The 14,226-nt window shown below is 67.2% G+C and carries 9 protein-coding genes; 4 read left to right on the top strand and 5 right to left on the bottom strand.

Features of this window, described 5'->3' with window-relative positions; translation table 11 throughout:
• Positions 1-176 precede the first annotated feature (176 nt).
• The gene (locus AC13GI_RS10845) at positions 177-1,388 is read left to right on the top strand and encodes an acyltransferase family protein (protein WP_482996274.1); all 1,212 of its coding nucleotides are present in this window, start codon (positions 177-179) and stop codon (positions 1,386-1,388) included.
• A gap of 102 nt (positions 1,389-1,490) precedes the next feature.
• Here the strand turns inward: AC13GI_RS10845 and AC13GI_RS10840 are convergent, their stop codons facing one another.
• The gene (locus AC13GI_RS10840; protein ID WP_482996273.1) at positions 1,491-4,370 is read right to left on the bottom strand and encodes a VIT domain-containing protein; all 2,880 of its coding nucleotides are present in this window, start codon (positions 4,368-4,370) and stop codon (positions 1,491-1,493) included.
• Between the two features lie 133 nt (positions 4,371-4,503).
• Between AC13GI_RS10840 and AC13GI_RS10835 the strand changes: the two genes are divergently transcribed.
• Entirely contained in the window at positions 4,504-5,553 is a 1,050-nt protein-coding gene (locus AC13GI_RS10835; RefSeq protein ID WP_482996272.1) for a DUF1176 domain-containing protein, read from the top strand.
• A 12-nt stretch (positions 5,554-5,565) separates the two neighbouring features.
• Here AC13GI_RS10835 and recJ read toward each other — a convergent pair whose 3' ends face one another.
• On the bottom strand, positions 5,566-7,323 hold the full coding sequence (recJ, locus tag AC13GI_RS10830) for a single-stranded-DNA-specific exonuclease RecJ (RefSeq protein ID WP_482996271.1): 1,758 nt from the start codon (positions 7,321-7,323) through the stop codon (positions 5,566-5,568).
• Positions 7,324-7,445: 122 nt separating this feature from the next.
• Between recJ and AC13GI_RS10825 the strand changes: the two genes are divergently transcribed.
• Together AC13GI_RS10825 and AC13GI_RS10820 are read left to right on the top strand one after the other, a co-directional pair.
• A complete protein-coding gene (locus AC13GI_RS10825) occupies positions 7,446-8,489 on the top strand; it encodes a DUF1176 domain-containing protein (protein ID WP_482996270.1) in 1,044 nt (347 codons plus the stop codon).
• Complete coding sequence (locus tag AC13GI_RS10820; protein ID WP_482996269.1) at positions 8,490-9,548, top strand: DUF1176 domain-containing protein; 1,059 nt, start codon at positions 8,490-8,492, stop codon at positions 9,546-9,548. It begins immediately after the preceding gene.
• Positions 9,549-9,586: 38 nt separating this feature from the next.
• Here AC13GI_RS10820 and AC13GI_RS10815 read toward each other — a convergent pair whose 3' ends face one another.
• From AC13GI_RS10815 to carB, 3 genes are read right to left on the bottom strand one after another with little or no spacing between them, the layout of a single operon-like run.
• Positions 9,587-10,507: a phosphoglycerate mutase gene (locus AC13GI_RS10815; protein WP_482996268.1), complete on the bottom strand. Its 921-nt coding sequence runs from the start codon at positions 10,505-10,507 to the stop codon at positions 9,587-9,589.
• A 3-nt stretch (positions 10,508-10,510) separates the two neighbouring features.
• Positions 10,511-10,975 (bottom strand): transcription elongation factor GreA, encoded by a 465-nt coding sequence (greA, locus tag AC13GI_RS10810; protein ID WP_176022519.1) that lies wholly within the window; start codon positions 10,973-10,975, stop codon positions 10,511-10,513.
• Between the two features lie 8 nt (positions 10,976-10,983).
• On the bottom strand, positions 10,984-14,226 hold the full coding sequence (gene carB / locus AC13GI_RS10805) for a carbamoyl-phosphate synthase large subunit (RefSeq protein ID WP_482996267.1): 3,243 nt from the start codon (positions 14,224-14,226) through the stop codon (positions 10,984-10,986).

Below are 14,226 nucleotides of genomic sequence, written 5' to 3'. Positions count from 1 at the left end.
GTCCTGCTGGTTGTGCTCGTCCATCACTGGATTATCGCCAACCACAGCCCCGGTGACGTACGCCATTCGTCCCCCAGCCCCGCCATTGGGCCCTGCGGGGCATCCAGCCACCCCCTCCTGCTGGCGACACCCCGGAAGGTCTTCCACCCTGCAACGACACCAACACGGATAGCGCGATGACCCGCCGCCACGACCTCGACACCCTGCGCATCGGCGCCTTCGGGCTGCTGATCCTCTACCACGTGGCCATGGCGTACGTGGCCGGATGGGACTTCCACCTCAAGAGCAGCCACACGGCCGGGTGGCTGCAGTGGCCGATGATCGCGCTCAATCGTTGGCGCATGCCGCTGCTGTTCGCCATCTCCGGCATTGCACTGGGCCTGTGCCTACCCGGGCACGGCCGGTGGCGGTTCGCGTTGCGGCGCGGCTGGCGCCTGTTGCTGCCGCTGCTGTTCGGCATCGTCGCGGTCGTTTCCCTACAGGCCTACTGTGAGGCGGTGGACAAGGGCGACGTAACGCCGGGGCTCGGCGCCTTCCTGTGGCGCTACTGGCAATTCCGGCCCTGGCCGGGCGCCAGCTTCAGCGGTGCCGCCTATGGCTTCACCTGGAACCACCTGTGGTACCTGGCATACCTGATCCCCTACACGCTGCTGACGATCCTGCTGGCCAGCGTAGTGCGGCCGCTACGCCACCGTCTGCCGGATCTGCCTCTGGGCGACCGCTGGATCGCCACGCTGGGCCTGCTGCTGCCGGTGCTGTGGCTGGCGTGGGCACTGCTGGTGATCCTGCCCGCGCACCCGCCAACCCATGCACTGGTCGATGACCTGTATGTCCACGCCGAATCGCTGCCCCTGTTCCTCGGCGGCTTCCTTGCGGCGCGCTGGCAGCGTGGATGGGATCTGCTGGTGCGTGGCCGGCGGTTGACCCTGGTATTGGCCGTGATCGGGCTGACTGTCGAACTGGGCATCCGCGCACTTGCCCGGATGCCCGATGTTGGCGATCTGCCGGAATGGGTACTGTCGCTGCCATGGGCGCAGACCGAGCGCGTCGGCCGCGCGATGTACACCTGGTGCGCCCTGCTGGCCATCTTCGGCTGGGCGCAGGTCCTGCTTGCGCGTCCATGGCGTGGCCTGGGCTACTGCCGCGAGGCGGTCTTCAGCTGGTACATCCTGCACCAGACCGTGCTGATCGTACTGCTGTACTGGCTGCGGCCGCTGCAGCTGGGCGCTTGGCTGGAGCCGCTGCTGGTGATTGTCGGCACGGTCGGCGGCTGCCTGCTGATCCACGAACTGCTGGTGCGGCGCGTGCGCTGGCTGCGGCCGCTGTTCGGGTTGCGTGCCAATCCACCAGAGTCACCGATCGCACGCGCCGCAACGGCACGGTTGTAGAGCCGAGCCCACGCTCGGCTGCTTGTGCCATGAGCCGAGCACAGGCTCGGCTCTACAGCGAAGCAGTCGAGCAAGCTCGACCCTACACGGGCGTCGAAGTGGTCAACGCACCTCGAATTCGCCCACCAGCACGGTCTCGGCACGGTCCTTCAGTCGCATCGTCACCAGCTGGTCGTTCTGCTTCGGCGTACCCCAGTGGGTGGTCAGGCGCAGCATCAGCGTCGTCGCGCCGGTCACCAGCTGCTGGCGGCTGCCGAAGTAGTTCGCCTCCACCTTGTACTTGCCGGGCTTGGCGTTGCGCAGCGAGAACTGTTCCGGGCCATAGCCACCGGTGAAGTCCTGCGACATCTGCCCGCCTTGATAGGTCAGGCGGTTGCCGTAGTACGCGCGCTCACCGTTCGGGTCGGTCACCCACAGGTCCATGTCGCTGTTGTCGGCATCCCAGGCCAGTACCACGCGCAGGTCCAGCGGCATCGCCTGCAGCAGACGCGGGTCGATGCTCTTGGTGTCCAGCCGCGGCTTGCTGCCGGCCACCAGGTTGGTCAACTCGTCCAGGGCGATCAGCGCGATGCCGTCGAAACGGGAATCCCAAGGGCGCACGACCACCTGGTACAGCGGCGCCAGCGCCTGCTGCGGCTTGCCCGCTGCGGCCAGCGCCAGACCCAGGTCGCGGAAGCTCTGCGGTTCTTCCTGGCCCATCGCCAGCACCTGCTCGAACACCGGCACCGCCAGCGCCGGAGCGTCGGCCTGCATCAGCCGATAACCGAGAACGCGCAGCAGATGGCGGTTGTCCAGCTCCATCTCGGCCAGGTTGGAGAGCACGCGCAGGGCAAGATCGCGCTGCCCCTGTTCGATCAGCAGATCGGCCACGTCGAGGAAGAATGCGCTGCTGTCGGCGTTCGCCGCGCGCTCGGCGAGATAGCGGTCGTACAGTTGCGACGACGGCCCCTGGCGCAGGCGGCGGGCAACCGGCGAATCCGGCTGCCACGCAGCCAGCTTGATTCCCAGCTGGCCGTCATTGGCAGCGGCAGGCTCGGCCGCCATCGCATCGGCGGCTGCTTCCATCATCGGCGCGGGCGCTGGTGCCGGGCGTGGAACCGAACGCTGGCGCGCAGTGGCTGCATTCAACTGCATCTCCGCTGCGGCCGGTGCCGGAGCAACCAGCATCGCTACCGGTGCCGGCGGGGCGCCGGCCGCCACCTCCAGCGCCTTCGAATCCACCTGCGGCGGCGCCCCCTTCGGCCAGCTGCGATTCCACCACTGCTGGCGCTGCTGCCACTGCGTCACCACGTTGTCCAGGCGCTGACGGTCGGCCGCATCGCGGTCTGCAACCTGGCGTGCGAAGCGCTGGTCATACTCGGCGCGCAGCTTGCCCGACGGACGGATCGCATAGCGCAGGTAGTCGTCCAGGGTCTCCAGCACGATCAGCGAGGTATCCGGGCCCACCAGGCTGAACTGCTGCGACAGGCGCTGCATCGCCTCACGGTTGCCGCGTCGATCGGCCGACAGCTGCTGCAGACGTGCCTGTGCCCACAAGCCGGCCAGCAGATCACCGTCTTCGTTCTTCTGCGTCGCGGGCAGTGCCTGCCACTCGCCGCCAGCCACGCGTACCCGCATCGGCACACCTTCGGCCGCCAACCGCGCATGCAACCACAGCCAGCCCTGAGCCTGGCTGCGGCGATCGATCACCACATCCTGCACGCCACGTCCGGCGTCGATCTGGACATCCAGAGGTACCGACAGCAGCTCCCGCGCGGCGGCATCGATATCGCTGCCGAGCGCCACGAAAGCACCTGCATGCGCCTCGCTCCAACCGCGCAGGCGGATGGCATCGGTGCGTGCACCAGCACTGCTGATCGCGAACAGGCGCTGGTCGGCGGCCAGCGCCGGCAATGCTTCCGGCCCGTAGGTCAGCAGGCCATCGCTCACCATCAGGTATTCCTTCACCTCCGGCTGCGGCTGCCACTGCGCCAGCGCACTGGCACCATCGGGCTGCACCGCCATCAACGCCCGGCGCAGTTCACTCCAGTCGCCGCCGCGGATACGGAAACGACGCACCTGCTCGGCACGATCACGCAGCACCGTCAGCGCGACGTTGCCTTCGCCCATCGCAGCGAAGTAGCGATCAAGCAGCGCGAACTCGCGGGTGCGATCACGCCGGCCAGCGGAGCCGGAACCATCCCACAGCAGCCCCACTTCCGACGGCACACGGCGTGGCGCGGCCGACGTCGGCACCGGCAGCTGTGCCAACAGGTAGTGACCGTCCTGCCACCCTGCAACCTGCACCTGTGCCTTGCGCTCGGCCGGCAGCGTCCATTGCAGCTGGGTCGGCAACTGCGCGCCGCGACCTTGCCAGTGCAGGCGACCATCGGCGATGCGGAACGGCGCATCGCCCGTGTCAGCACCCTTCAATGCCTGCACGTCCAGTTCAACGGCAGCGGCGCCGGCGACGAACTGCAGCGGCAGCGTCCAACGCCAACCCTGCCCGGCGTATGCCAGCGGCTCGCGCACGACCAGCTGCACGCGGCGGCTGCCGCCGGCGGGCAGCGGATACACGCGCAGCCGGAACTGGTTGCCAGCGGTCTGCTCCAGCAGGCCCGGATCGACGCCACGACGGGCGATTTCCTCGAACACCTGGCGACCGCGGTCCTTGGGCACCGGCACCGCCTCGCGCAGTTCGCCATTGATGTCCAGGGCGAAGCCGGTGATCTGCTGGCCCTCGCCCAGCGGGAACTGCAGCTCACCCTCCAGCACGCGCTGATTGGGATTGTGGAACTCCAGGGTGATCCGGGTCTGGGCGATGCCGGCCTGCACCTCGCCCTCGATGCGCGCCTGTCGCAGCTGCACGGGCTGTTCCGCCGCGGGTGCGATCAGCAGCGGCGTAGACGTCATCGGCGGTGCCGCACGACGCGACGCCTGGGGCGAAGCCGGCCAGGTTGCCAAGGCCAACAGCAGTACGGTGCAGCATCGGGCGAAGACCATGACAGGACTCCAATGGGATCGTGATTGCTTGAACGCACCAGACGGAGGGATGGGGTTAACGCGATTCGATGCTGGCTCTTCGCCGCCCCTGGGCGCACCATGTGCGACTTCCCGATCCCGCGCAAGGATGCCCATGCGTTCTCCCCTGCTTCCCACCCTGCTGGCCCTGTGCTGGCCACTGGCCGCCGGCGCCGTCGACGCGCCTGCCGGGCTGTATTTCCAGCATCACGACTGGGTCCTGGCCTGCGACAACACCCGCACCTGCCGCGCGGCCGGCTATGCCAGTGGCGATGACAGCACCCTGAGCGTGCTGCTGACGCGGAAGGGTGGCCCTGATCAGGCCATCAACGGCCGCGTGTCGTTGCAGCCGATCGATGACCAGCCGCAGCCCAAGGGCGCGCTGCACCTGCGCATCCAGCAGCGTGATCTCGGCGTGCTGGCGCCGGCCAAGGACACAGGCACCTATGCGCTGAGCCCGGCGCAGACCACCGCAGTGCTGTCGGCACTGGTGCGCGATGGCGGCATCACAATTGTCGATGCCGCCGGCCATGCGTGGCCGCTGTCGGACAAGGGTGCAGCGGCTGTATTGCTGAAGGCCGACGAGTTCCAGGGCCGCGTGGGGACACCGGGAGCGGTGATGCGCAAGGGCACTGCCGCCGAAAGCAGCGTGCCGGCCGCCGTTGCCAAACCCCTGGTGCGCAAGGCAGCGACCTTGTCGACGCCGCCGGACGACCCGGCGTTTGCCAAGCTGGCCGCTTCACCGGCGCTGCGTGCAGCGCTGCGTGCCACCCTGAAAGAGCCCAGCTGCGAAGGCCTGCTCGACGCCGACCCGGATCTTCCGATCAGCAACTCACCACTGCAGATCCAGCGCCTGGATGCCAAGCACCTGCTGGTCAACGTTCCCTGCTGGCGCGCCGCCTACAACACCGGCGATGGTTACTGGGTCATCGGTGAGAAAGCGCCCTACCAGCCGCAGTGGGTGACCAGCGATGCGATCGACTACGGTGACGGGCAGATTGTCGCCTCGCACAAGGGCCGTGGTCTGGCCGACTGCGTGTCGGATGAAACGTGGACCTGGGATGGCACGCGCTTCATCGCGACCTCGGCGATCAGTGGCGGTCTGTGCCGTGGCGTTCCCGGCGGAACCTGGGAACTGCCGACGCGGGTAAGCGAGGTCCGCTGACGCCCCCCTTCTTCATGCGGGCAGGCAGTGCTCGACGATCAGCTGGATCGCGGCGCCACCGCGATAGTCATCGCAGGCCAGGCGGTAGGCCAGGTGGACATGCTTGCCGGGCGCATTGCCGTGCCAGCCACCGAAATGGATCGCGTTGATCGTGCCCGGTACGCCGGGCAGGCGCAGCTCCAGCTTCAGATGCCGTTCCTTCAATACGCGCCAGTTGGCCACTTCGAAGTGGCCATCGAACAGCGGCTCGGGGAAGCCTTGTCCCCACGGTCCGGCCAGGCGCAGCGCATCAGCGTGGCGATGATCGAGTTCGTCCGCTGCCAGTTCGCCATCACTGAGCACCTGCTGCTGCAGTGCTGCCGGGTCGAGCATTTCCAGCACGGTGGCGACGAAGGCGGCTTCGAAGTCGGCCAGATGATCCAGACGCATGCTCAAGCCGGCAGCCATCGCGTGACCGCCGAAGCGCTCGATCAAGCCGGGATGGCGTGCATCGACCAGCGCGAGCGCATCACGGATATGCAGGCCGGCGATCGAGCGCGCCGAACCGCGCAGGGTATCGGCGCCCGGCTCGGCTGGGGCGAACGCGATCACCGGACGATGCAGGCGATCCTTCATCTTCGACGCGACCAGGCCCACCACACCGGGGTGCCAATCGGCATCGAACAGGCAGGCCGCCACCGGACGCTGCCCTGCGGTATCGAGCACCACCCGTGACAGCGCCTGTTCGGCGTCATCGGTCATCGACTGCTGCACCGCACGCCGCTCGGCGTTGATCTGCTCCAGCGTCTGCGCGATGTCGCGGGCCTGCCGCGGATCTTCGGTGAGCAGCAGCGCGATACCCAGCGCCATGTCTTCCAGCCGGCCGGCCGCGTTCAAGCGCGGGCCAAGGCCGAAGCCGATGTCGGTGGCGGTCAGTCGCGCGGCGTCGCGGCCACTGGCCTCGATCAATGCCTTCAGGCCGACGCAGCCCTGGCCGTTGCGCAGCCGACGCAGACCCGCACTGACCAGGGCGCGGTTGTTGGCATCCAGCACCACCAGGTCGGCCACGGTGCCCACCGCCACCAGGTCCAGCAGGGTGGTCAGGTCCGGCCCCTTGCCATCGGCAAACACACCCGCTTCGCGCATCCGGCGGCGCAGCGCCATCAGCACGTAGAAGATGACGCCGACGCCGGCCAGCGACTTGCTGGGGAAGGCGTCACCGTCCAGATTCGGATCGACGATGACATCGGCCGGTGGCAGCTGCGGACCGGGCAGATGGTGATCGGTCACCAGCACCTGCCAGCCACGCGCCTTGGCCGCAGTCACGCCGGCATGGCAGGCGATGCCGTGATCGACGGTGACCAGCAGATCCGGCTGCAGCGCAGCCAGCTCGTCCACCAGCGACGGTGACAGGCCGTAGCCGTGCACCATGCGGTTGGGCACCGCGTGGAAGACATGCTGCGCGCCGAGCATGCGCAGGCCACGTACACCGACCGCGCAGGCGGTTGCGCCGTCGCAGTCGAAATCGCCGACCACCAGGATCCGCTTGTCCGCTGCAATGGCCTGGACCAACAGGTCCACGGCCGCATCGATGCCGGTCAGCAGCTCCGGCGCATGCAGGTTGCCCAGCTTGGGCAGCGCCAGTTCCGGGGTGTGCGCACCACGTGCGGCGTACAGGCGCGCCAACAGTGGCAGCGTGCCATCCGGCCAGCTACCGGGCGCAACCGCATCGCGGCGGCGGATCATCGGCGAATCAGAGGACAGCGGCGCAGCATCGGCGGCAAGGGACATCGGCATCGCCGGGTTACGGAAGACCCGCGCATGATACCCCGCTCGGCGCGTCTGGCTCTGCGCGGGCTTGGCGCAGGCGGGGTGATCGCCCATGCTTGTTCGCTTCTGAAACGGAATTTGCCATGCATCGCACGCTGTCCGCACTGATTGCCAGCCTTTTGCTGCCGCTGGCCAGCCACGCCGGAAACACGCCGTTGGAACCCGGTATCGATTTCGTGCGCCACGACTGGTTCCTGGCCTGCGACAACACCGGCACCTGCCGCGCTGCAGGCTATGGCCCGGAGAACGCAGACAGCCTGATGGGCCTGATGCTGGAACGCGCCGGTGGTCCCGGCACAGCAGTGAAGGCGCGGCTGCGGGTCGGGGAAGATGGCGAAAGTGCGATGCCTGAAGGTGCGATGCACCTGCAGGTGAATGGACGTGATCTGGGTCCCGTGCAGGATACCGGGGCCGGCGAAAAGGTGACGCTGCGACCGACGCAGGTTGCAGCCCTGCTCGCCGCCCTGCCCGGCCAGGCCCGCATCGAGGTGATCGACAGCAGGGGCACGCGCTGGCCGATTTCCGATCGTGGTGCCGCTGCAGTGCTGTTGAAAATGGACGAGGCACAAGGGCGCGTGGGCACGCCCGGCGCGCTGGTACGGCGTGGCACGCGTGCCGAAGCGAGCGTGCCGGCTGCGCAAGCCAGACCGATGATCGTGCGCGGCGTGCTGGCAGCCGCTCGCCCCGGCGACAGCGCATTGGGCAGCAGCGAAGCGCTGCGCGACGCGTTGATTGCCACGCTCGGCGACAGCGACGACTGCCCGCGCCTGATCGAGTACAAGGGAACCCCGGAAATGGTGATCGAGCGGCTGGACGACAGCCATGTGCTGGTGCAGGCGCTGTGCCAGATGGGTGCGTACAACTACAGCAATGGTTTCTGGATCGCGCGCGATCATCCACCGTTCGCCCCGCAGACGGTCACGCTGGAAGCAGAGGGCTTCTCGCGCGGCGAGCGCACGCTGTACGCACGCTACAAGGGCCGAGGCATCGGCGACTGCGTTTCCGGCTCGGACTGGACCTGGGATGGCCGCAGATTCCAGCCCAGCAGTGCGTTCAGTACCGGCTTGTGCCGTGGCATGCCGGGCGGGCACTGGACGCTGCCGACGCTGGTCAGCGAGGTTCGTTGAGTGCGTGCATCCTCACTGTTGCGCACACCGCTGCTGCTGGCCTCCCTCACTCTGGCCTCGATTGCCTCGGCCGCTGAACCGCATGGCACATCGTTCGTCGAGGGTAACGGGGTGCTGGCCTGCGACAACACCCGCACCTGCCGGCTGGCAGTCTACGGCCCGCTGGCACCGCTGATGCTGAGCGTGCTGCTCGAACGCGCTGGCGGGCCACAGACCGCGGTCACCGCACGGCTGTCAATGGCCGAAGGCGCCGAGGACGCGCCTCGTACCCCTGCCGCGGTGGCGCCCGAAGGGACGTTGCGACTGCGCGTGGACGGAAGGGACCTCGGTACCATCGGCCACAGCGAAGCGCTCGATATTGGCCTGCAGCTGCCCGCGCACTATGTGACAGCAGTGATCGATGCACTGCTGGAGGACAGGCGCATCGAGATGAGCGACGCCTCCGGCCATGCGTGGCCACTGTCGGATCGCGGCATCCGCACGCTGCTGCTGAAGATGGACGAGGTACAGGGTCGGCTGGATACCCCGGGCGCGCTGGTGCGCAAGGGCGCACAGCCGGAATCGAAGGTGCCGGCTGCAGTAGCCGCGCCTCCCCTGAAGGCACCGCCCCTGCTGGTCGAAGCACATGACGACGATGGTCAGATGGCTGAGCGGACAGATCTGCTGCAGCAACTGCAGCCGGTGGCCGTCGCGCGGAACGCCTGCGAACGGATGTCGTCGCGCCAGCTACGCATCGAACGGGTGGATGCCACCCATGTCCTTGCCATGTTGAGCTGTGCGGCCGACCGCCACATCGTGCCAGCGGGTACCTGGCTGATCCGCGACCGTGCACCATTCGCACCCAAGCTGCTCTCGTCGACCCCGCTGTTTCCGCTCTACCCGCACGCCGTGTTCCTTGAAGAAGGCCTTGCGACAGACCAGGATGCGTGCGGGACGAACCGGCACTGGGCGTGGGACGGAAGTCGACTGATCCTCAGTGCGGAGTACGTCGGTCACTACTGCACCGGCCCGAGTCGCAGGCACTGGCAGTTGCCGACCTACGTCACCGATGTTCGATAGCGCATCCGCCGGGCATGGCCCGGCGCTACCGCATTCTTTCAACCGTCGTGCAGCTGGCGGGGCTTCTTCCAGAACTGCCAGCGCTGGCCCTTGTCCAGCTGGAACTGCAGGCCGTCCTCGAAATCCAGTACCAAACGCTGCAGTTCACCACGCTTGAGCGCGGCCAACAGCGGCCGGATCGCATCGTTGCCCAGCTGCTGCAACGAGCGCAGCTGGCGCAGGTCGACCAGTGCATCGACCGACTGTTCGCCATCCACCGCTACGCCTGCGGCCTGGGCCAGACCCTGCAGCAGCGCATCGCGGCTGCGCACCTGCGCATGTGGCGTGGCCACCGATACCGGCATCACGCCACCGCCCCAGAACCACAGCGAATTGATCGGCTGCTGCCCCTGCGCGGCGCGCTGCTGGTTCCACGAATGGGTATGCAGCAGTACCTGCGCTTCCGTCATCAATGCGCGCCAGCGGCGGCCCGCCTCGCCCGGTGGCAGGTGCGAGAACAGGTCATCGCCCAGCACCTCGTCGGGACTGTCGAACTCTGGCAGTTCGGTACCGATGGGCAGCCGCAGGTACCAGCGCGAAGGATCGGGGGCATCCAGCACGAAGCCTGCATCCGCAAACAGCGGCTGCAACACGGGTAGCAGGGCCAACGTATCGGCCAGGCTGGGCCGCAGCGTTTCGCCGTGGCCCATCATGCGCGCGCCATGCATGTCCGGCACCATGCAGGCCGGATCGGCACGCAGCCAGCAGGCGCCGGCAGCATCGCCGACGTCACGCTGGCGGGTCAACGCGGCCACCGGCCAGTGCGGCGCGGCGACCATGAAGTGACGCAGCAGCTGCGCCCGTTCACCGGCGTCGCCCTGCGAGGTGGTGGCGCGGCCCAGGGCACGCGCCACATCATCCGGCAATGCAGCCACCGCAAAGCGGCTGCGTGCCGGCAACAGCAGGGTCGCCGTCGCCACGGATCAGTCCTGGTAGCTGACGCTGACGATCTCGTACTCGCGCTGGCCAGCCGGCGCATCGATCACGATCGAGTCACCTTCCAGCTTGCCGATCATCGCGCGGGCAACCGGCGAGGAAATGGCGATCAGGCCCAGTTTGATGTCCGCCTCCAGATCGCCAACGATCTGGTACTTCTTCTCTTCGTCCGATTCCACGTCGGCCAGGGTCACGCTGGCGCCGAACACCACCTTGGAGCCTGCATTGAGCTTGCTCACGTCGATGATCTCGGCGTGCGACAGCTCGCCTTCCAGCTGCTTGATGCGGCCTTCGATGAAGCCCTGTTCCTCGCGCGCGGCGTGGTACTCGGCATTCTCCTTCAGGTCGCCATGCTCGCGCGCTTCGGCGATCGCGGCGATCACCTTCGGGCGCTTGACCGACTTCAGGTGATCCAGTTCATCGCGCAGTCGCTGCGCGCCCTTCATCGTGATGGGTGCTCTCATGCGTTCAACTCCTTGTGCAGTTCCTGCAGCGACCAGACCGGGCCGGTACCGCGGAATTCCAGTGAATCCACCAGCGCCTTGGCACCGGCAATGGTGGTCGAATAGGTGACGCGGTGCTGCAGCGCCTCGCGACGGATCGAGAACGAGTCGTTGATCGCGGCACGGCCTTCGGTCGTGTTGACGATATAGACGATCTCGCCGTTCTTGATCGAATCGACGATGTGCGGGCGACCCTCGACCACCTTGTTGATGATCTCGCAGTCCATGCCGTGCTGCTGCAGCCACGCTGCGGTGCCACGGGTGGCGACCAGGCTGTAGCCACGTGCCAGCAGGGCCTTGGCCACCGGCAGCACGCGCTTCTTGTCCGGGTCGCGCACCGACACGAAGGCCTTGCCGACCGGCGGTGCCTTGATGCCGCCGGCTTCCTGCGCGCGCGCGAAGGCGGCGTTGAAGCTGCGACCCACGCCCATCACCTCACCGGTGGAGCGCATCTCCGGCCCAAGGATCGGGTCGACGCCCTGGAACTTGGCGAACGGGAAGATCGCTTCCTTCACCGAGTAGTAGTCCGGCACGATTTCCTTGGTGGCGCCCTGCTCTTCCAGGGTCTTGCCGGCCATGCAGCGGGCCGCGATCTTGGCCAGCGGCATGCCGGTGGCCTTGGACACGAACGGCACGGTGCGCGAGGCACGCGGGTTCACTTCCAGCAGGAAGATGGTGTCGTTGCCTTCCTCGTCAGTCTGGATCGCGAACTGGGTGTTCATCAGCCCCACCACGTTCAGGGCCTTGGCCAGCTCGATCACCTGGCGACGCAGCTCGGCCTGGGTTTCAGCCGACAGCGAGTAAGGCGGCAGCGAGCAGGACGAATCGCCCGAGTGCACGCCGGCCTCTTCGATGTGCTCCATCACGCCACCGATCAGGACGTTGCCCTGGGCGTCGGCGATGATGTCGACGTCGCACTCGACGGCGTTGTCGAGGAAGCGGTCCAGCAGCACCGGCGAATCGTTGGACACCTTCACCGCGTCACGCACGTAGCGGGCCAGGTCGGATTCGCCGTAGACGATTTCCATCGCGCGGCCACCCAGCACGTAGCTCGGGCGCACCACCAGCGGGTAGCCGATCTCGCGCGCCAGCAGCAGGGCTTCCTGGTCGTTGCGGGCGATGCGGTTCGGCGGCTGCTTCAGGCCCAGCTTCTCCACCAGCTGCTGGAAGCGCTCGCGGTCTTCGGCCAGATCGATCGAGTCCGGGCTGGTGCCGATCACCGGCACGCCGTTGGCTTCCAGCGCGCGTGCCAGCTTCAGCGGGGTCTGGCCGCCGTACTGCACAATCACGCCCTTAGGCTGCTCCAGCTCGACGATTTCCAGCACGTCTTCCAGGGTCAGCGGTTCGAAGTACAGGCGGTCGGAGGTGTCGTAGTCGGTCGACACGGTTTCCGGGTTGCAGTTGACCATGATGGTTTCATAGCCATCTTCGCGCAGCGCCAGTGCCGCGTGCACGCAGCAGTAGTCGAACTCGATGCCCTGGCCGATGCGGTTCGGGCCACCGCCGAGGATCATGATCTTGTCGCGGTTGCTCGGCGCGGCTTCGCACTCTTCCTCATAGGTCGAGTACAGGTAGGCGGTGCCGGTGGAGAACTCGGCGGCGCAGGAGTCCACGCGCTTGTACACCGGGCGCACCTTGTGCGCGCGACGCAGCGCACGCACGGCCGCTTCGTTGGTGCCGGTCAGCTGGGCCAGGCGGGCGTCGGAGAAGCCGGCGCGCTTGAGCTTGCGCAGGCGCGTCGCATCCAGTGCGTCGATGCCATCGGCCGCGACCTGGGCCTCGGCAGCGATGATTTCTTCGATCTGGTCCAGGAACCACGGATCGATGTAGGAAAGCTTGAAGATGTCCTCCACGCTCATGCCGGCGCGGAACGCATCGGCGACGAAGAACAGGCGCTCCGGACCCGGTGCCTTCAGCTCGCGGCGCAGGGTCTGCAGATCGTCTTCGTTGCTCAGGTCCAGGCCGGTCGGGTCGAAGCCGACCTTGCCGGTCTCCAGGCCACGCAGGGCTTTCTGCATCGATTCCTGGAAGGTGCGGCCCATTGCCATCACCTCGCCCACCGACTTCATCTGGGTGGTCAGGCGCGCATCGGCAGCCGGGAACTTCTCGAACGCGAAGCGCGGAATCTTGGTGACGACGTAGTCGATGGACGGCTCGAACGAGGCCGGGGTCAGGCCGCCGGTGATCTCGTTCTTCAGTTCGTCCAGGGTGTAGCCCACGGCCAGCTTGGCGGCGACCTTGGCGATCGGGAAGCCGGTGGCCTTGGAGGCCAGCGCCGAGGACCGCGACACGCGCGGGTTCATCTCGATCACCACCACGCGGCCAGTGTCCGGGTTGATGCCGAACTGCACGTTCGAACCACCGGTATCCACGCCGATCTTGCGCAGCACGGCGATGGAGGCATCGCGCAGGCGCTGGTATTCCTTGTCGGTCAGGGTCTGCGCCGGGGCCACGGTGATCGAGTCACCGGTGTGCACGCCCATCGGGTCCAGGTTCTCGATCGAGCAGACGATGATGCAGTTGTCCGCGGTATCGCGGACCACTTCCATCTCGAATTCCTTCCAGCCCAGCACCGACTCTTCGACCAGCACTTCGGTGGTCGGCGACAGTTCCAGGCCGCGGTTGACGATTTCGATCAGCTCTTCGCGGTTGTAGGCGATGCCGCCGCCACTGCCGCCGAGGGTGAAGCTGGGGCGGATGATGGTCGGATAGCCGACGCGGGTCTGGATCTCCAGCGCTTCGTCCAGGGTGTGCGCAACGGCAGCGGTCGGGCACTCCAGGCCGATCTCGCTCATCGCCACGCGGAACAGCTCGCGGTCCTCGGCCATCATGATGGCTTCGCGCTTGGCGCCGATCAGCTCGACGTTGTACTTCTCCAGCACGCCGTTGTCGGCCAGGTCCAGCGCGCAGTTCAGCGCGGTCTGGCCACCCATGGTCGGCAGCAACGCGTCGGGCTTTTCCTTGGCGATGATCTTCTCGACCGTCTGCCAGTTGATCGGCTCGATGTAGACGGCGTCGGCCATCTCCGGGTCGGTCATGATCGTGGCCGGGTTGCTGTTGACCAGCACCACGCGGTAGCCCTCGTCACGCAGGGCCTTGCAGGCCTGGGCGCCGGAGTAATCGAACTCGCAGGCCTGGCCGATGACGATCGGGCCGGCACCGATGATGAGGATGGTCTTGAGGTCAGTGCGCTTGGGCAT

This window comes from Stenotrophomonas sp. 82F1 (assembly GCF_056861525.1).
Note: the sequence above shows the minus strand (reverse complement) of the source record. Positions and strands in the feature narration are given on the sequence as shown.

What these genes read in the sequence shown, in the direction of transcription:
- AC13GI_RS10845 (WP_482996274.1), top strand. Translation starts at nt 177, where the DNA reads ATGACCCGCCGCCACGACCTCGACACCCTGCGCATCGGCGCCTTCGGG.
- AC13GI_RS10840 (WP_482996273.1), bottom strand. Translation starts at nt 4,370, where the DNA reads ATGGTCTTCGCCCGATGCTGCACCGTACTGCTGTTGGCCTTGGCAACC.
- AC13GI_RS10835 (WP_482996272.1), top strand. Translation starts at nt 4,504, where the DNA reads ATGCGTTCTCCCCTGCTTCCCACCCTGCTGGCCCTGTGCTGGCCACTG.
- recJ (WP_482996271.1), bottom strand. Translation starts at nt 7,323, where the DNA reads ATGTCCCTTGCCGCCGATGCTGCGCCGCTGTCCTCTGATTCGCCGATG.
- AC13GI_RS10825 (WP_482996270.1), top strand. Translation starts at nt 7,446, where the DNA reads ATGCATCGCACGCTGTCCGCACTGATTGCCAGCCTTTTGCTGCCGCTG.
- carB (WP_482996267.1), bottom strand. Translation starts at nt 14,226, where the DNA reads ATGCCCAAGCGCACTGACCTCAAGACCATCCTCATCATCGGTGCCGGC.